The organism is Agromyces sp. NPDC058104 (assembly GCF_042884835.1).
GTDB lineage: Bacteria > Actinomycetota > Actinomycetes > Actinomycetales > Microbacteriaceae > Agromyces.
In genome coordinates, this window is record NZ_JBHVTD010000002.1 from 115,762 (window position 1) to 133,432 (window position 17,671).

The 17,671-nt window shown below is 72.8% G+C and carries 16 protein-coding genes; 10 read left to right on the forward strand and 6 right to left on the reverse strand.

Annotated features, from left to right (window positions below; all coding sequences use genetic code 11):
• Nucleotides 1-466 precede the first annotated feature (466 nt).
• The gene (locus ACFVTH_RS08355) at nucleotides 467-1,057 is read right to left on the reverse strand and encodes a TetR/AcrR family transcriptional regulator (RefSeq protein ID WP_387089076.1); all 591 of its coding nucleotides are present in this window, start codon (nucleotides 1,055-1,057) and stop codon (nucleotides 467-469) included.
• 107 nt (nucleotides 1,058-1,164) lie between these two features.
• Here ACFVTH_RS08355 and ACFVTH_RS08360 point away from each other — a divergent pair, with 107 nt between their 5' ends.
• The 3 genes from ACFVTH_RS08360 (at nucleotide 1,165) to ACFVTH_RS08370 (ending at nucleotide 2,785) form a co-directional block, all read left to right on the forward strand.
• Nucleotides 1,165-1,737 (forward strand): dihydrofolate reductase family protein, encoded by a 573-nt coding sequence (locus ACFVTH_RS08360; protein ID WP_387089078.1) that lies wholly within the window; start codon nucleotides 1,165-1,167, stop codon nucleotides 1,735-1,737.
• Between the two features lie 86 nt (nucleotides 1,738-1,823).
• Complete coding sequence (locus tag ACFVTH_RS08365; RefSeq protein ID WP_387089081.1) at nucleotides 1,824-2,171, forward strand: hypothetical protein; 348 nt, start codon at nucleotides 1,824-1,826, stop codon at nucleotides 2,169-2,171.
• A gap of 86 nt (nucleotides 2,172-2,257) precedes the next feature.
• Nucleotides 2,258-2,785, forward strand: a complete 528-nt coding sequence (locus ACFVTH_RS08370) for a hypothetical protein (protein ID WP_387089084.1) — start codon at nucleotides 2,258-2,260, stop codon at nucleotides 2,783-2,785.
• Between the two features lie 24 nt (nucleotides 2,786-2,809).
• Here the strand turns inward: ACFVTH_RS08370 and ACFVTH_RS08375 are convergent, their stop codons facing one another.
• From ACFVTH_RS08375 to ACFVTH_RS08390, 4 genes are all read right to left on the reverse strand, one after another.
• Complete coding sequence (locus tag ACFVTH_RS08375; RefSeq protein WP_387089086.1) at nucleotides 2,810-4,204, reverse strand: alpha-hydroxy-acid oxidizing protein; 1,395 nt, start codon at nucleotides 4,202-4,204, stop codon at nucleotides 2,810-2,812.
• Nucleotides 4,205-4,233: 29 nt separating this feature from the next.
• The gene (locus ACFVTH_RS08380) at nucleotides 4,234-4,953 is read right to left on the reverse strand and encodes a FadR/GntR family transcriptional regulator (RefSeq protein ID WP_387089089.1); all 720 of its coding nucleotides are present in this window, start codon (nucleotides 4,951-4,953) and stop codon (nucleotides 4,234-4,236) included.
• A gap of 201 nt (nucleotides 4,954-5,154) precedes the next feature.
• Complete coding sequence (locus ACFVTH_RS08385; protein ID WP_387089091.1) at nucleotides 5,155-6,189, reverse strand: NAD(P)-dependent alcohol dehydrogenase; 1,035 nt, start codon at nucleotides 6,187-6,189, stop codon at nucleotides 5,155-5,157.
• Between the two features lie 40 nt (nucleotides 6,190-6,229).
• A complete protein-coding gene (locus tag ACFVTH_RS08390; RefSeq protein ID WP_387089094.1) occupies nucleotides 6,230-7,291 on the reverse strand; it encodes an NYN domain-containing protein in 1,062 nt (353 codons plus the stop codon).
• Nucleotides 7,292-7,516: 225 nt separating this feature from the next.
• On the opposite strand from ACFVTH_RS08390, the gene ACFVTH_RS08395 reads away from it, so the two are divergent.
• The 3 genes from ACFVTH_RS08395 to ACFVTH_RS08405 all read left to right on the forward strand — a co-directional run bounded on the left by ACFVTH_RS08395 (nucleotide 7,517) and on the right by ACFVTH_RS08405 (nucleotide 11,964).
• Nucleotides 7,517-8,488: an aldo/keto reductase gene (locus ACFVTH_RS08395; protein WP_387089098.1), complete on the forward strand. Its 972-nt coding sequence runs from the start codon at nucleotides 7,517-7,519 to the stop codon at nucleotides 8,486-8,488.
• A gap of 117 nt (nucleotides 8,489-8,605) precedes the next feature.
• Nucleotides 8,606-10,243 (forward strand): alpha/beta hydrolase, encoded by a 1,638-nt coding sequence (locus ACFVTH_RS08400; RefSeq protein WP_387089101.1) that lies wholly within the window; start codon nucleotides 8,606-8,608, stop codon nucleotides 10,241-10,243.
• Nucleotides 10,244-10,368: 125 nt separating this feature from the next.
• Nucleotides 10,369-11,964, forward strand: a complete 1,596-nt coding sequence (locus ACFVTH_RS08405; protein WP_387089104.1) for a serine hydrolase — start codon at nucleotides 10,369-10,371, stop codon at nucleotides 11,962-11,964.
• Between the two features lie 6 nt (nucleotides 11,965-11,970).
• On the opposite strand, the gene ACFVTH_RS08410 is transcribed toward ACFVTH_RS08405, so the two are convergent.
• Complete coding sequence (locus ACFVTH_RS08410) at nucleotides 11,971-12,894, reverse strand: 2-hydroxyacid dehydrogenase (protein ID WP_387089107.1); 924 nt, start codon at nucleotides 12,892-12,894, stop codon at nucleotides 11,971-11,973.
• Between the two features lie 50 nt (nucleotides 12,895-12,944).
• On the opposite strand from ACFVTH_RS08410, the gene ACFVTH_RS08415 reads away from it, so the two are divergent.
• The 4 genes from ACFVTH_RS08415 to ACFVTH_RS08430 all read left to right on the forward strand — a co-directional run bounded on the left by ACFVTH_RS08415 (nucleotide 12,945) and on the right by ACFVTH_RS08430 (nucleotide 17,662).
• Complete coding sequence (locus ACFVTH_RS08415; protein ID WP_387089110.1) at nucleotides 12,945-13,526, forward strand: hypothetical protein; 582 nt, start codon at nucleotides 12,945-12,947, stop codon at nucleotides 13,524-13,526.
• A 108-nt stretch (nucleotides 13,527-13,634) separates the two neighbouring features.
• Nucleotides 13,635-14,996 (forward strand): NADP-specific glutamate dehydrogenase, encoded by a 1,362-nt coding sequence (gdhA, locus tag ACFVTH_RS08420; RefSeq protein ID WP_387089113.1) that lies wholly within the window; start codon nucleotides 13,635-13,637, stop codon nucleotides 14,994-14,996.
• A 40-nt stretch (nucleotides 14,997-15,036) separates the two neighbouring features.
• Complete coding sequence (locus ACFVTH_RS08425; RefSeq protein WP_387089116.1) at nucleotides 15,037-16,188, forward strand: SLC13 family permease; 1,152 nt, start codon at nucleotides 15,037-15,039, stop codon at nucleotides 16,186-16,188.
• 46 nt (nucleotides 16,189-16,234) lie between these two features.
• Nucleotides 16,235-17,662 (forward strand): GH1 family beta-glucosidase, encoded by a 1,428-nt coding sequence (locus tag ACFVTH_RS08430; RefSeq protein ID WP_387089119.1) that lies wholly within the window; start codon nucleotides 16,235-16,237, stop codon nucleotides 17,660-17,662.
• The last annotated feature ends 9 nt before the right edge of the window (nucleotides 17,663-17,671 follow it).

Below are 17,671 nucleotides of genomic sequence, written 5' to 3' on the forward strand. Positions count from 1 at the left end.
CCGAGCGGCACCCGTCGTGCTGGACTACGTCATTGAGTCGCCGCTGGCATCAGTGACGTAGTCCGGCGGGGTCGGGGGCGCCACCGACCAGGTCGGCTCCGCGCGGCGTGCGAGCGCGCGGGGCGGCCCCGGTGCGGGGCAACCGTCGCCCTCGTAGCGTTCAGCGCATGAACGTCGCCGTCGTCGCCGGCGCGATCTCCACCGGCCTCTTCGCCATGAGCTACCTGCCCATGCTGGTGAAGGCCGTGCGCTCGAAGGACCTGTCGTCGTACAGCGTCGGCAACCTCGTCATCACGAACCTCGGCAACGGGCTCTACACCGTCTACGTGCTGAGCATGCCCTTCGGGCCGATCTGGTTCCTGCACGCGTTCTACCTCGTGAGCTCCGCGCTCATGCTCGTCTGGTTCGTGCGCTACCGCGCGTCGTCCGCGTCGTCCGCGTCGTCCGCGTCGTCCGCGTCAGGGAGTCAGGAGGCGGATTCGCCTCGGTCGCGGGGCAGCAGCCCGTCGACCAGCGCGTCGATCACCTCGTCGGTCGAGGTCTCGGGATCGATCGGCGAGGTGAGCCGGTCGAGCAGCAGGCCGTCGAGCGCGTAGTGGAAGAGGGCGATCTCGCGGGGACCGCCCGGCAGGCCGGCCTGCCGGTTGAAGGCGACGTCGCCGGCGAAGCCCACCCGCTGCCACTCGCGCAGCACCGCGGCGACCTCGGGGCGGCGGGTGCTCTCGAGCCGCAGCTCGAACAGCGCGATCGTGACCTCGCGCTCGTCGCTGAGCCGCCGGACGATGTCGCGGAGGTAGTCGGCGAAGAGCGCCGGGCCGGCGGGCTGCACGGCCCGGGTGTCCAGGTCTTCCGCCGTCGGGCCGATCCGCTCGCCGATGCGCGCCATGAGCCCGGCGATGAGGGCGTCGCGGCTGGCGAAGTAGTTCGAGGCGGTGCCGACCGGCACCCCGGCCTCGCGGTCGACCGCGCGGTGCGTGAGGCCGCGCGCTCCCTCGGCGGCGAGCACGGTGATCGCGGCGTCGGCGAGGAGGCGTCGGCGTTCGTCGTTGCGGGCCATGTGCTGGAGTCTAGCCAAGATCACGACAGCTGTAGCGGTTCAGTGGCGTTAAGTACAACATCTGTTGTAGTATTTCGATCACGACAGATGTTGTGAATGGAGAATCGATGCGAGAACTCAGCTACTACGTCGCCGTCACCCTCGACGGGTTCATCGCGGGCCCGAACGGCGAGTTCGACGCGTTCCCGGTCGAAGGCGAGCACATGGCGGCGATCAACGAGCGTTTCGCCGACACCGTCCCGACCGACGCGGCCGCGGCGATCGGGCTCGCGCAGGATCGGCGTGCCTTCGACACCGTGCTGATGGGCTGGAACACCTACGCCGTCGGGCTGCCGTTCGGCGTCGACAGCCCCTACCGCCACCTGCGGCAGCTCGTGTTCAGCCGCGAGCACGAGGCGACGGGCCCCGGAGTCGAGACGGTGCGACGCGATCCGGTCGAGCTCGTGCGCGAGCTGAAGTCCGAGCAGGGCTCGGGCATCTGGTTGTGCGGCGGCGGTGCGCTCGCGGCGCAGCTCGCCGATGAGATCGATCGACTCGTGCTGAAGCGGTACCCCATCCTCTTCGGCGGCGGCATCCCGCTGTTCGGCCCGCGCCCGTACGCGCCGACCGGCTTCACCGAGGTCGCCACCCAGGTCTTCGGCAACGGCGTGGTGTTCTCGGAGTACGAGCGGACGCAGTAGGCGCGCGCTTCGCTCCCCGCCCGCAACCCCCTTGTCGACGTCGCGAGCTGCGACCTAGACAGGGGTGGGAGCGAAGGAGGAACGACATGGCGATCAGGCTGAACGAGACGGCGCTCCGCCACGCTCGCTCGCTCGTGCGCGACGGCGAGGTCGAGCGCGACGAGCGCGACGACTGGAGCGAGCACGCGCCGACGACCGACGAGGAGAACGCGTTCATCGATGAGGAGGGCTGGACCGAGTACCGGCACTGGCACCTCGGCATCGACGACGAGGCCGACGAGGAGACGAAAGAGGCCTACTCGTTCCCCTACGGCGACTTCAACAGGGTCCATCGCTGCGGAGTGATCTCGCTCGAGAGTCGGGCCGGGCAGTTCGACCACGACGAGATCCGTGACGCGGCGAAGCGCCTGCTCGAGCTGATCGACGAGGAGTGAGCGGATCGCCGCTCCCGCAACCCCTTGTCGCGCGGACTCGCGTGACGTAGACCGGAAGCGTCGTCGAGTACGGAAGGAGCAGCAGCATGAGGCGTGAGCGCAAGGAGGCGAAGCAGGCGATCGACGCCGCACGCGCGGCCGAGGCCGAGGTGCGGCGCATGGCGAAGCGATCGCCCAAGGGGTCGCGGGCGCGTTCGCGTCTCGAGTCGGCGGTGCGCTTCGCGGAGGCCGAGGTGACTGTGGCACGGGCCGGGCGTCGCGACTCGCCCGTGCTCGCGGCGAGGCGCGCCGAGCGCGCCGCCGCGCGACTCGACCGAGCGGCGAGCCGGTTCGGGCCGAGCGCGGGGACGGTCGGCCGAGGAGGCCGGAAGCGCGTCCTCGGCGGCGATGCCGCGGCGCGGTCGAAGACGCGCGCCGAACTCCTGAAGCGCCGGCGCAAGCAGGCCGAGCAGGCGCGGAAGATGGCCAAGAAGGTCGCGGCGCTCACGATCGGCCAGGCGATCGTCGTGCCGAACGATCGGAATGCGGCGGATGCGCCCGCCGGGACGGCGGGCGGCGCCGGGCGCGGCACGGGGGTCAGGCGTCGGGCGGGAGGCCCGCGACCGACAGCGTGATGACCCGGCGGCCGCGCCCTGTGCTCAGCTCTTCGCGGTGCTGCGGGGCTTCGCGGCCGGCTTCGCGGCGGCAGGCTTCGCGGCGGCAGGTTTCGTCGCGGCCGTCGCGGCCGGCTTGCTCGCGCGCGGCGACCGCACGGTCTTCGGCGCCGCCGACGAGGCCTGCGCCGCGGCATCCTGCACCGGGCGCGCGATCGGCGTGAGCCGGGCGAGCTGGGTGACGTGCTGCGGGCCGAGCTCGTCGAGGGTCTGCACCTCGAGCAGCTTCATCGTGCGCACGACCTGCTTCGACAGGATCTCGATGGTCTTGTCGACGCCCTCGCGCCCGCCGGCCATGAGTCCGTAGAGGTAGGCGCGGCCGATGAGGGTGAAGCGGGCGCCGAGCGCCACCGAGGCCACGATGTCGGCACCCGACATGATGCCGGTGTCGAGGTGCACCTCGAGGTCGCCGCCGACCTCCCGCGCCACCTCGGGCAGCAGGTGGAAGGGGATCGGCGCCCGGTCGAGCTGGCGGCCGCCGTGGTTCGACAGCACGATGCCGTCGACGCCGCGGGTCGCGAGCTCCTTCGCGTCGGCGAGCGTCTGCACGCCCTTCACGACGATCTTGCCCGGCCACATGGCGCGGATCGTGTCGAGGTCGTTCCACCCGATGGTGGGGTCGAACATGCCGTCGATGAGCTCGCCGACGGTGCCGCCCGTCGACTGCAGCGACGCGAACTCGAGCTTGGGCGTCGTCAGGAAGTCGACCCACCAGGCGGGTCGGGGGAGCGCGTTGATGACGGTGCCGGGGGTGAGCTGCGGCGGGATCGAGAAGCCGTTGCGGGTGTCGCGCAGTCGCGCGCCGGCGACGGGCGTGTCGACCGTGAAGAAGAGGGTGTCGAACCCGGCCGCCGCCGCACGGTGCACGAGCTCGTACGAGCGCTCGCGGTCGCGCATGACGTAGAGCTGGAACCAGTTGCGGCCGTTCGGGTTCGCCGCCTTCACGTCCTCGATCGAGGTCGTGCCCATGGTCGACAGGGTGAATGGGATGCCCGCAGCGCCCGCGGCGCCCGCGCCGGCGATCTCGCCCTCGGTCTGCATCATGCGGGTGAAGCCCGTCGGCGCGATGCCGAAGGGCAGCGCGGTCGGGCCGCCGAGCACCTCGCGGCTCGTGTCGACCTCGGGCACGTTGCGGAGGATGCCGGGGTGGAACTCGATGTCCTCGAAGGCCTGCCGGGCGCGGGCCAGCGACAGCTCGCCCTCCGCGGCGCCGTCGGTGTAGTCGAACGGCGCCTTCGGCGTGCGGCGCTTCGCGATCGTGCGGAGGTCGGCGATCGTCAGCGCGGCGTCGAGCCGGCGCCGCTTCGCGTCGAGCGTCGGCTTCTTGAAGCGCATGAGCTCGGCGAGCTCCTTCGGGTTCGGGAACTGGCGCTTGACCATCGTGGTGCTGCCTTTCGTGCTGGTGGGGGTCAGTGGTGGTGGATCGAGGTCTCGGCGTAGTAGCCCGAGATGTGGTCGTGGGTGCGAGTGCGTGCCGACGGGGCATCCGCCGCCCTGATCGCCTCGACGATGCCGCGATGCTCGCCGCGCAGCCGCTGCGAGGTCGCCTGCCAGTCGTCGAGATGCGCGAGGCCCTCGAGGGCGTACCCCTCGATGCCGCTGCGCAGCCCGGCCATCGTCGCGGTGATCACCTGGTTGCCCGAGGCCTCGGCCAGCGCGAGGTGGAACTCGGCGTCGAGCGCGAGGAATTCGGCGGCGGTGAGGGCGGGGGAGTCCATCGCGTCGAGCAGGCGGTCGGCCGCGCCGAGCTCCATCGGGTCGGATGCCTCGCGCCCGAGCCGCTCGGCGAGCTCGCCCGCGACCGCGCTCTCGAGGATGAGCCGGGTGCGCACGATGTCGGCGACCGGGAACCCGCTCGCCGCGACCTGGAGGCGCATGAGCGCGCTCATGCCGCCGCCGGGCGTCGCGATGATGACCGCGCCCGCGCTCGGGCCCGAGCCGGCCTGGGTGCGGATGAGGCCGAGCACCTCGAGCACCCGCAGGGCCTCGCGCACGCTCGACCGGCCGACGCCGAGCTCGGCCGAGAGCGCGCGTTCGCCGGGGAGCCGGTCGCCGGGGCGGAGGGCGCCGTCGAGCAGCTGCGTCTCGATGTGCTCGAGCACGGTGCGCCATGCGCGCGTCTCGCTCATGCCCTCGCTCCTTCGCCGTCCGCCGTGGCACGCCGCCATCGCGGCATGTGGTCAGACCACAGGGTAGCACGTGTGGTCAGACCACATGGCGGATGCCCCGGGGCCGACCCGGGGCATCCGCTGCAGCACTGCTCGTCGCGCTGAGGCGGGTTCGACGCATCCTCAGCGCGGCGAACCCGCCGCAGCGCGGAACGGGTCGCGTCAGGGCACGACGACCGCGCGCCCGCGCAACGTGCCGTCGTGCAGGCGCCGGTACGCCTCGGGAGCCTCGTCGAGCGTGAAGCGCTCGGTCTCGATCTTCACGAGCCCCGAACGGGCGAGGTCGAACACCTCGAACAGCTCGGCGCGCGAGCCCCAGTAGGGCGAGCGCACCGTCGCGTCGTACGGGGTCGTGAGCATGCCGACGGGCAGCGCCCCCGCGCCCACGCCCACGAGCACCTGGTCGCCCTCGACCGCGAGCATCGCGTGCCCGGCGTCGAGCGTCGGCTGGATCGCGACGAAGTCGAACACGGCCGCCGCGCCCCTGCCACCGGTGAGCTCCTTCACCCGGGTCGCCGACTCGGCGTCGGACGGGAACACGTGGTGCGCGCCGACCTCGGTGGCGAGCCGCAGCTTGTCCTGGCTGACGTCGAGCGCGATCACCGTCGCCGGGGTGAGCGCCCGCAGGATCTGGATCGCGACGTGGCCGAGTCCGCCCGCGCCGATCACGACGGCGGTCGAACCCGGTACGAGCTTCGGCAGCGACATCTTGATCGCGTGGTACGGCGTGAGCCCCGCGTCGGTGAGCGCCACGTGCTCGACCGGGTCGAGGTCGCCGAGCGGCAGCAGGAAGCGTGCGTCGGGCACCACGAGATACTCGGCCATCGCGCCGGGCGCACCGAGCCCCGGCGGGCGGATCTCGAGCTCGGCGGCGCGCTCGCAGTAGTTCTCCTTGCCCTGCGCGCACTGCGCGCAGCGGCCGCAGCCCCACGGACCGTACACCGCCACCGCCTCGCCGACCTCGACGCCGGTCACGCCCTCGCCGAGCTTGTCGACGACGCCCGCTCCCTCGTGGCCCAGCGTGAGCGGCAGGCCGTAGACGTACTGCTCCTCGTTCAGCCCCATGATGAAGCTGTCCGAGTGGCAGGCGCCGGCTGCGGTCACCCTGATGCGCACCTCGCCCGGGCCCGGCTCGGGCGTGTCGATCTCGACGATCTCGGGCGGCTGCCCGATCGTCCGGTACTGCAGAGCCTTCATCTCGATCCCCTTTCGTGATGGCGGCGCGGCGACCGCCGGGCTAGTCCTTCTTCGGCCGGATGCGCACCCGCCCCCGGCCGGTCTCGTCGAGCTCCACGACGCCGCCCCGCGACTTCAGGAACTCGGTGAACGACGCGAAGCCGAGCCGCCGCTCCTGGAACGAGGGGTCCATGCGCAGCATCTGGTTCTTCACCGCGCTCGACGACTGCCACTCCTCGTCGTTCTTCGCGTGCAGCAGCTCGATCGCCTTCTGCAGCAGTCGCCCGGGGTTGCGCGGGCTGCCGCTGCCGTCCTCGGCGGGTACCGGGTCGGCCGGCGCCATGAACTGCAGCACCCGGGCAGACGGCCGCTCGACCGGCTCGTCGGGCTCCGCGGCCTTCGGTTCGCTCTTCGCCCTGCCCCGCGAACGGCCGGATGCCTCGGGCGCCTCGTCGCTCGCTGCCTCGACCGTCTTCGTCGACGCCCTGCGCCGACGGTTGGGGGCTGGCGCCGCGGGCGCGACCGCCGCAGCCTCGTCGGCGTCGTCGACCTCGGCGTCGGCGTCGGTCGTCAGCAGCGCGTCGTAGTCGGCGAACTCGTCGACCGCCGCCGTCAGTGCCCGGCTCGTGCCGCCCGCCACGCCGATGCCCACGACGTAGCGGCCGAGCCGCTTCGCCTTCTGTGCGAGCGCGACGTAGTCGGAGTCGCCCGCGACGATCACGATGTGCGAGAGGTCGTCGATGCGGAACATGTCCTCCACCGCGTCCACCGCGAGCCGGATGTCGGCGCCGTTCTTCGTCGCCGAGAGCGGGAACAGCTGCACGAGGTCGACCGCACGGTCGATGAGCTGGCCGCGGTAGCTCGCGTTCACGGGCGTCGACCAGTCGGCGTAGGCGCGGGCGATCGCGATCGTGCCGAACGTCGCCGCGAAGTCGAGCACGGCGTCGATGTCGACCGTCGCCTCCCGCAGCTTCTCGGCGGTCTTCGTGCCGGCGGACGGCGCCTTCGAGCGCGAGGTGTCCTTGCGGTAGGCGAAGTCGCCGTGCAGTTGGTCGTATCGCGAGATGACGATGTTGTCGAAGTCGAAGTACAGGGCCACGCGGGGTTCAGCCGAGACGGGCATGGAGACCTTCCATCGAGGGTGTTCCTCCGATGCTACGCCGCCGAGCTGAACGCGCCCCGGAACGGGCGGCCCCGGCCCGTCGCTCGCGCTCCGCTCGTCGTGGCGGGGGCTTCCCCGTCACGCGGCGAAACACGGGAATACCGGCTCCGACGCGTCGTTGTGGTCACTGCCGGGCGGGATCGCCGCGCCGGCGCCGACCCGACCGCCGACCCGACTGGAGCCCCGATGACCGAGACCGCAACCGCCGCCGCACGCGCCCGCATCGGAGCGTCCGACCTCGAGATCGCCCCGCTCTCGCTCGGCACGAACGTCTTCGGCTGGACCGCCGACCGCGATGCGACCTTCGCCGTGCTCGACGCGTTCACCGCCGGCGGCGGCGACTTCCTCGACACGGCCGACGGCTACTCGCACTGGGTTCCCGGCAACACGGGCGGCGACAGCGAGCGGCTGATCGGCGAGTGGATCGCGTCGCGCGGCGCGCGCGACGACGTCGTCATCGCGACGAAGGTGAGCACGCACCCCGAGTTCCAAGGGCTCGCCGCCGCCAACGTCCGCGCAGCGGCGGATGCCTCGCTCCAGCGCCTCGGCACCGACGTGATCGACCTCTACTACGCCCACTTCGACGACCCCGAGGTGCCGCTCGAGGAGACGGTCGGCGCGCTCTCGGCCCTCGTCGACGCCGGCAAGGTGCGCGCCATCGGCATCTCGAACTACTCGCCCGAGCGCATCGACGAGTGGTTCAGCGTGACCGAGGCGAACGGATTCCACCGTGCGGTGGCGCTGCAGCCGCACTACAACCTCGTCGAGCGCGACTTCGAGACGAACGGCCTGCGCGAACGAGCCGAGCGCGAGGGGCTCGCGGTCCTCCCGTACTTCTCGCTCGCGAAGGGCTTCCTCGCCGGCAAGTACCGCTCCGAGGCGGATGTCACCGCCGACGGCGCGAGCGTGCGCGCGGGCGGGGCTGCGCCCTACCTCGGGGAGCGCGGGACCCGGGTGCTCGGCGCGCTCGACGCGGTCGCGGCCGCCCACGGGGCATCCGTCGCCTCGGTGTCGCTCGCCTGGCTCCGTCGGCAGCCGACGGTCGTCGCGCCCATCGCGAGCGCCCGCAACGTCGAGCAGCTCGGCGACCTGCTCGCCTCCCTCGCGCTCGAGCTGAGCGGCGAGGAGCTCGCCGCCCTCGCCGACGCCTCGGCCTGATCCCTCCGGCACGCCGGCGACACGGCCCGCTCCGGGCCGCGTCGCCGCCGTCGGGGGCACGCGCCGTGCCATGATGCGGTGACGTCGCCTCCCCGGGCGACCCGGGGAGGGGCGAGCGTGAAGGCTCACTGGTGGCGGCTCGACCCGGGAGGGGCCATCGTCGGGCTGCTGGCCGCGGCGCTGTCGATGACCCCGTCACTGCTGCCCCGCCCGGCGCTGTTCCAGGGCATGATCACCGCGCTCGCGTTCCTCATCGGCTACGGCGCAGGGGTCGGCCTCTGGTGGCTCGTGCGTCGGTTCGTGCCCTGGCGGCCGACGCCCGCGCAGCGCCGCATCGGCTGGTGGGCCTGGGGCGGCGCCGCCGTGCTGCTCGCGATCGTGCTCGGCCTCGCCTCGGTCGGCTGGCAGAACGAGGTGCGTCGCACCGTGGAGCTCCCCGAGATCGACGGCTTCGACGGGCTGGTCTTCCTCGTCGGCTTCGTGCCGGTCGTGCTCATCGGCATCGCCCTCGCCCGTGCGGTGCGCCGGCTCGGCACCCGCCTCTCGGTCCGGCTCGGCCGCGGCTGGGGCGCGACGGCCACGGCGGCGATCGTCGTCGGCGCGACCGTCGCGGTGGTCTCGGTCGTGATGTTCGGCCTCGACCGTCTCTACCTCGCCAACAACGGCCCCGCGGCGCCGTGGGTCACCGAGCCGATGAGCGCGTTCCGTTCGTCGGGACCCGACTCGGAGGTCGAATGGGACGTGGTCGGCCGGCACGGCACCGCCTTCCTCGGCGGCGGGCCGACCGCGGCCGACATCGAGGAGCTGACCGGGCGCCCCGCGCTCGAACCGGTGCGGGTCTACGTCGGGCAGGCGAACGCCCCGACCGTCGAGGAACGCGCGGCCATCGCGGTGCGCGAGCTCGAGCGCACCGGGGCGTTCGAGCGCGAGGTGCTCGTGGTCGCGACGACGACCGGGTCGGGATGGCTCGAACCGCAGGCCGTCGACGCCGTCGAGTACCTGCACGGCGGCGACACGGCGATCGTGTCGATGCAGTACGCCTACACGCCGAGCTGGGTGTCGTTCGTGTTCGACCCCGACGCGCCGGTCGCGTCATCCGTCGCGCTCTTCGATGCCGTTCACGCGAAGTGGGAGACCCTGCCCGAGGCGACCCGCCCGCAACTCGTGGTCTACGGGCTGAGCCTCGGTGCGCACGGCACGCAGGAGGCGTTCGACGGGCTCGACGAGCTGCGCGCCCGCACCGAGGGCGCCCTGCTCGTCGGCAGCCCGAACGGCTCGACCATGTGGCGCACCCTCACCGAGAGCCGAGACGAGGGCAGTCCGCAGTGGCAGCCCGTCGTCGACGGCGGCAGGGAGGTCCGCTGGCTCTCGGGCCCCGGAGACTTCCACGCGCTCGGGCCCGACTGGCAGGCGCCCCGCGTCGCGTACCTGCAGCACGCGAACGACCCGGTGACCTGGCTCGGCCTCGAGCTGATCTGGGAGGAGCCCGACTGGCTGAAGCCGGGCGAGCGGGCCGACGAGGTCAGCGACTCGATGCGCTGGATCCCGGCCGTGACCGCCCTGCAGGTGGTCATCGACATGTTCATGGGCGAGAGCGTGCCCGCGAGCCACGGCCACAACTACGGCGACGTCGTGCTCGACGGGTGGCAGGCGGTCACGGGCGACGGCGAGCTCCACGAGGCGGCGCTCGCGCGAATCCAGGGGGTGCTCGAGGGGTATGCCGAGGTGCAGCCGGTCGGCAGCGTCAGCGAGTAGCGGCGCGCGCGTCGGCTCGGCCGTGTCGTGGTTCGTGCGCCCGCACCGCGCGGCCGGTTAGGCTGCGCTCGTCGGTGCTTGGGGGAGCAGGGCTCGGGGAGCCCGGCGCGATGGGGAGGAACGACATGCGCGTTGCCGGAGGTGCCGCCGTGCCGGCGGTCGTGATCATGGCCATGGCGCTCGCCGGGTGCACGGCGGCCGCCGAGCCGTACGCGCCGCGGATCGAGCTCGGCGCGGCGCCGCCCGCCGACGCGGTCGAACTCGCCGAGGGCGCGCTCGACCCCGCGCTCGAGGCGCTGCCCGGTCTCGTCGAGCGCGTGCTCGACGAGACCGGCGTGCCCGGGGCGGCCGTCGCGGTCGTGCACGACGGCGACACGGTGTTCGCTGAGGGATTCGGCGTGAGGAAGGTCGGCGAGGACGACCCCGTCGACGCGGAGACGGTGTTCCAGGTGGCGTCGATGTCGAAGCCGATCGGGTCGACCGTCGTCGCGACGCAGGTGACCCAGGGCGTCGTCGGGTGGGACACGCCGGTCGCGCCGCTCCTGCCGGGCTTCGCGCTCGCCGACCCGTGGGTCACCGAGCACCTCACCGTCGGCGACCTCTATGCCCATCGCTCGGGCCTGCCGCTCGCCGCGGGCGACGACCTCGAGGACATCGGCTACGACCGGGAGTATGTGATCGACCACCTCCGGTACCAGCCGTTGAACCCGTTCCGGGTGAGCTACGGGTACGCGAACTTCGGCATGACGACGGGCGCCGAGGCCGTCGCGAACGCCGCCGGCGTCGACTGGGAGACGCTCTCGGAGCGCGAGCTGTACGAGCCGCTCGGCATGACCGCCACGAGCTCCCGCCACGACGACTTCCTCGCACGTGACGACCGCGCCGCACTGCACGCGCTCGTCGACGGTGAGTTCCAGCCGCTCTCCGAGCGCGACCCCGACGCGCAGTCGCCGGCGGGCGGCGTGAGCTCGAACGCGGTCGACGTGGCGAAGTGGATGAACTTCGTGCTCGCCGACGGCGTCGTCGACGGCGAGAAGCTCATCGACACCGCCGACCTCGCCGCCGCGATGCGCCCGCAGGTCACCTCCGCGCCCTCCAGCACCCCCGGCATGCGGTCGGGGTCGTACGGCTACGGGTTCAACGTCGGCACCCAGACGAGCGGCCGTGCGACGGCCTCGCACTCGGGCGCCTTCGTGCTCGGGGCCGGCACGAACTTCCAGCTGGTACCGTCGCTCGGGCTCGGCGTCGTCGCACTCACGAACGGGGCGCCCGTCGGGGCCGCGGAGGCGATCGTGAGCGAGTTCCTCGATCTCGTGCAGTACGGCGAGTCGACACGCGACTGGGTGGAGGCCTACGGCGCGGCGCTCGCGCACTACCGCGAGCCGGCGGGCGACCTCGTCGACCAGTCGCGCCCGGCGTCGCCCGCGGCGCCGTCGGCGCCGCTCGAGTCCTTCGCCGGCAGCTGGTCGAACGACTACTTCGGCCCGGCGGAGGTCGTCGTCGACGGGGACGCACTCGTCGTGCGCCTCGGCCCCGACGGCGGCTACGAGGTGCCGCTCGAACCGTGGGACGGCGACGTCTTCGCGTTCACGCCCGGCGGCGAGAACGCACCCGACGGCTCGCACTCCTCGGCCGCGTTCGTGCTCGGCGAGGCGGCGGGCGCCTCGACGATGACGCTGCAGTTCTTCGACGCCAACGACCTCGGCACCTGGACGCGCTGAGCGAGATCAGCTGCGCAGCACGACGTTCTCGGGCTCGTCGCCTCGGAGCATCCGCTCGATCTGGCGGCGCAGCAGCCGGGCCATCCGCGGGATCATCGCCGTGGACGCGCCGCCGACGTGCGGCGAGACGAGCACGTTCGGCAGCGCGAAGAGCGGGTGCCCGTCGGGCAGCGGCTCGGGGTCGGTGACGTCCAGCGCGAAGCGGAGGCGGCCGCTGCGGGCCTCGGCGAGGATCGCCTCGGTGTCGGCCACCCGGCCACGGGCGATGTTCACCACGAGGGCGCCGTCGGGCAGCGCGGCGAGGAACTCGACGTCGATGAGCCCCTCGGTCGCCTCGCTGAGCGGCACCCCGACGATGACGATCTCGGCCTCGGGCAGCAGCGCGGGCAGCTCGTCGACGCCGTGGATGCGCCCGCGCTCGTCGTCACGGGCGTGCCCGGCGACGCGCGTGATCTCGACCTCGAACGGCACGAGGCGGTCTTCGATCGCGCGGCCGACGCCCCCGTAGCCGACGATGAGCACGCGCCGGTCGGCGAGGCTCGCGTGCCGCGCGGGCGCCCAGCGGCCCTCGCCGGCGGCGCGAACGAAGTCGGGGATGCCGCGCTGCGACGCCAGCACGAGGGCGAGGGTCAGCTCGGCCGTCGAGGTCTCGTGCACGGTCGCGGCGTTCGCGAAGACGTGCCCCGGGGGGAGGGCTGCGGCGATGTCGTCGTAGCCGATCGACTGCGACTGCACGAGCCGGGTCGTGACGTCGGCGAGCGCCCCGAGCCGGTCGGCGGCACCCATGTACGGTGGCACGACGATGTCGAGGTGGGCGGCCGGCGGCGGCGAGTCGAGCGCCCAGGTCACGACCTCGACGCCCTCGGGCGGCGCGCCGAGGGCATCGCGGAGGGTGGCACCGGGAACGGAGACGAGGAGGCGGTCGGTCATGGGCTCGATCCTCGCAGACGCCGTCGCGCGCCGCTGCTAGCGTTGCGGCCATGGATGACGCGGCCGAGCGCAACGCGGACCGCCGCGACCGCGGCCACGGCGACGGCGAGCGGGGCCGCGGCCGCCGCAGCCGCCACGACCGGCCCGACGACGAGCGCGTCGAGGCGCTGAAGGAGCGCGTCTACGCGACGTTCACCGGCCTCGCGATCGTCCTCGTGCAGCTGGCGAACGTCGAGCACGTGCAGCCGGCGCGCGCGGCCGTCACCCTCCTCGTCGGCATCGTCGCGATCACCGCGGCGGGCTTCGTCGCCGACGTCATCGCGCACCTGGCCGTGCACGCCGCGTTCCCCGACCGCGCCGAGGCCGGGCGGATGCTCCGGACCTCGGGGTCGGCGCTCGCCTCGGCGGCCGTGCCGTTCCTGCTCCTCGGGCTCGCGGCGCTCGGACGCATGGAGCTCGAGACCGCGCTCCGCGCCTCGTCCATCGTCTACGTCGCCACGCTCGGCCTCATCGGCTTCGTCGCCGTGCGCCGCACGCGGGTCGCCTGGTGGAAGCAGCTCGTCGCGATCGGGTTCCTGCTCGCGCTCGCGCTCGGGGTCGTCGCGCTGCAGCAGCTCGCGCACGGCCACTGACCCCGCGGCCGTCACACTGTCAGAGGCTTCCTCAGCACTGGGTATGTTGGAGGGACGCCGCGCGCGACTGCACCACGTGGCATCCGTTCGAACCATGAAGGAGCGCGCGTGACCGCATCTCGCACGGCCATCGACGACGTCTACGCCCAGATCCTCGCCCGCAACCCGGGCGAGTTCGAGTTCCACCAGGCGGTGCGCGAGGTCTTCGGCTCGCTCGACCGAGTGCTCGAGCGCAACCCGCACTACGTGCAGGCGTCGATCCTCGAGCGCATCTGCGAGCCCGAGCGGCAGATCATCTTCCGGGTGCCGTGGGTCGACGACGCCGGTCGCGTGCAGATCAACCGCGGCTTCCGCGTGCAGTTCAACTCGGCGCTCGGCCCCTACAAGGGCGGGCTGCGGTTCCACCCGAGCGTGCTGCTCGGCACCGTGAAGTTCCTCGGCTTCGAGCAGATCTTCAAGAACTCCCTCACCGGCATGCCGATCGGCGGCGGCAAGGGCGGCAGCGACTTCGATCCCAAGGGCAAGAGCGACGCCGAGGTCATGCGCTTCTGCCAGTCGTTCATGACCGAGGCGTACCGGCATCTCGGCGAGTACACGGATGTCCCGGCGGGCGACATCGGCGTCGGTGCGCGCGAGATCGGCTACCTCTTCGGCCAGTACAAGCGCATCACGAACCAGTACGAGTCGGGCGTGCTCACCGGCAAGGGCCTCACCTGGGGCGGCTCGCTCGTGCGCACCGAGGCGACCGGCTACGGCGCCGTGTACTTCACCCAGCACATGCTCGAGACCCGCGGGCGCTCCTTCGACGGGGCGCGCGTGCTGGTCTCGGGGTCGGGCAACGTCGCGATCTACGCGATCGAGAAGGTGCACGAGCTCGGCGGCGTCGTGATCGGCGCCTCCGACTCGTCGGGCGCCGTGTACGACCCCGACGGCATCGACGTCGCGCTGCTCCGCGAGGTGAAGGAGGTGCGCCGCGACCGCATCGAGCAGTACGTCGCCGAGCGCGGCGGCCGGGCCGAGTTCGTCGCCGGCGCCACCGTGTGGGACCTCGCCGACCGCGGGCCCGTGCAGGTCGCGCTGCCGTGCGCGACGCAGAACGAGCTCGGCGAGACGCACGCCCGGGCGCTCGTCGCCGCCGGCGTCATCGCGGTCGCCGAGGGCGCGAACATGCCCACCACCCCCGAGGCGATCACCGTGCTCCGCGACGCGGGCGTGCTGTTCGGCCCGGGCAAGGCGGCGAACGCCGGCGGCGTCGCGACGAGCGCGCTCGAGATGCAGCAGAACGCGTCGCGCGACTCGTGGAGCTTCGAGCACACCGAGCAGCGCCTCGCCGAGATCATGGAGTCGATCCACGAGCGCTGCGCGACGACGGCCGAGGAGTACGGCGCACCGGGCGACTACGTGGTCGGCGCCAACATCGCGGGCTTCGTGCGCGCGGCCGACGCGATGCTCGCGCTCGGCGTCATCTGAGGTGAACGGCCGAGCCCCCGCCGTCGGCTAGCCTCGCTGGGTGCGGATCGCAGTCGTCGGCGGCCTGCTGGTCGCGCTCGGAATCATCGCGGTGGCGGGCGGTGTGCTCCCCATCGAGGCGGTCGGCGCCCTCGCGGCACGGTCGGCGCCGATCCTCGGCTTCGTCGTCGCGATGACGATCGTCGCCGAGCTGGCGGCGGAGGCCGGGGTCTTCCGGTCGATCGCGCAGCACCTGGCCCGTTTCGCCAGGGGTCGCGCGATGGTGCTGTGGCTGCTCGTGGTGGCGCTGGCGACGGCGTCGACGGTGTTCCTCTCGCTCGACACGACCGCGGTCCTGCTCACGCCCGTCGTGGTGTCGGTCGCCGCCCACGCCCGCATCTCGCCGATCCCGTTCGCCCTCACGACGGTCTGGCTCGCGAACACCGGCTCGCTGCTGCTTCCCGTCTCCAACCTCACGAACCTGCTCGCGGCCGAGCGGCTCGGCGCGCACCCGGTCGAGTTCGCGGCGGTCATGTGGGCGCCGGCCGTGGTCGGCGTGCTCGTACCCGTCGCGTTCCTGCTGGCGACGCGGTGGCGGCAGCTCGGCGCCCGGTTCGAGCCCGACGAGCCCGTGCCGGCCGAGGACCGGGTGCTGCTCGCGATCGGCTCGGCGGTGCTCGTGCTGCTCGTCCCGCTCCTCGTGTCGGGGATCGAGGTGTGGATCCCCGCGACGGCCGGCGCGGCGGTGCTGTTCGTCGCCTTCCTCGTGCGCCGCCCCTCGGTGCTCCGACCGGCGCTCGTGCCGTGGCAGCTGGTCGTGTTCGTCGCCGGGCTCTTCCTGGCCATGGAGGCCGCCCACGAACTCCGCCTGACGGAGGTCCTCGCATCCATCGCCGGCGAGGGGGAGGACCCGCTCGCGCTTCTGCGGCTGGCCGGCGTCGCCGCGGTCAGCGCCAACGCGTTCGACAACCTCCCCGCGTACCTCGCCCTCGAACCGTTCGCGTCGAGCCCGCTGCGCAGCGCGGGCCTGCTCATCGGCGTGAACGCCGGTGCGCTCATCACCCCCTGGGCGTCGCTCGCGACCCTGCTCTGGCATCACCGCCTCGTCTCGATGGGCGTGCAGATCTCGTGGCCGAAGTTCGCCGCGCTCGGGCTCGCGGTGGCGCCGTTGACCGTCGCCGGCGCCGTATTCGCGCTCGTGGCGGTCGGCTGACGAATCGTGACCGCCGCACGGGCCGCCGCGCACGGAAGGTGCGATGATGAGCGCCGTGACCAGTGCATCCCGTGACGTCGGCCCGCTCGAGTTCCCCGCCTTCCCCCGCGAGTTCGTGATCGGCTCGGCGACCGCGGCGTACCAGATCGAAGGCGCGGCCGACGAAGACGGCCGCACGCCCTCGATCTGGGACACCTTCAGCCGCACGCCCGGCCGCACCTGGAACGGCGACACCGGCGACGTCGCCTGCGACCACTACCACCGGCTCGAGTCCGACCTCGACCTCATGGCCTCGCTCGGGCTCGAGGCGTACCGCTTCTCGCTCTCGTGGTCGCGGCTGCTGCCCGGCGCGGGCGACCGGCCGAACCCTGCCGGGGTCGACTTCTACTCGCGGCTCGTCGACGGGCTCCTCGCCCGTGGCATCCGCCCCATCGCGACGCTCTACCACTGGGACCTGCCGCAGGAGCTCGAGGACGCGGGCGGATGGGCGAACCGCGACACCGCCCTGCGCTTCGCCGACTACGCGGGCCACGCCGTCGACGCGCTCGGCGACCGCGTGCACACGTGGACGACGCTCAACGAGCCGTGGTGCTCGGCGTACCTCGGCTACGGCTCGGGCGCTCACGCTCCGGGTCGCACCGACGGCGCCGCCGCGCTCGCCGCGGTGCACCACCTGAACCTCGCGCACGGGCTCGCGGTGCCCGAGATCCGCCGTCGCGCGACGAACTCGCCCGACGTCTCGGCGACGCTGAACTTCCACGTCATCCGCGGCGGCGACGCCGAGGCGACCCGGCGCATCGACGCGCTCGCGAACCGGGCGTTCACCAGCCCGATGCTGCTCGGCCGCTACGACGACGACCTCATCGCCGACACCTCCGCGGTCACCGACTGGTCGTTCGTGCGCGACGGCGACCTCGAACTCGTGCACCAGCCGATCGACGTGCTCGGCGTCAACTACTACTCGACCGTGACGGTCGCGATGTGGGACGGCGTGAGCGAGCGCAGCCGCAACGACGGCCATAAGGACGTCGGCGGCACGCCGTGGCCCGGCAGCGAGCACGTGGAGTTCCTGCCCCAGGACGGGCCCTACACCGACATGGGCTGGAACATCGCGCCCGACGGCCTCGAGGAGCTGCTCGTCTCGCTCGCCGAGCAGTTCCCGGGCCAGCCGCTCATGATCACCGAGAACGGCGCGGCGTTCGCCGACGTCGTGACCCCGACGCCCGAGGGCCCCAGGGTGCACGACGTCGAGCGCGTCGACTACCTGCGGCGGCACTTCGCCGCGGCCCGCCGCGCGATGAACCGCGGCGTCGACCTGCGCGGCTACCTCGTCTGGTCGCTGCTCGACAACTTCGAGTGGGGCTACGGCTACTCGAAGCGGTTCGGCATCGTGCGCGTCGACTACGACACGCAGGAGCGGCTCGTGAAGGACAGCGGCCGCTGGCTCGCAGGACTCCTCGCGTCCCGGCGCTGAGCGGCCGCG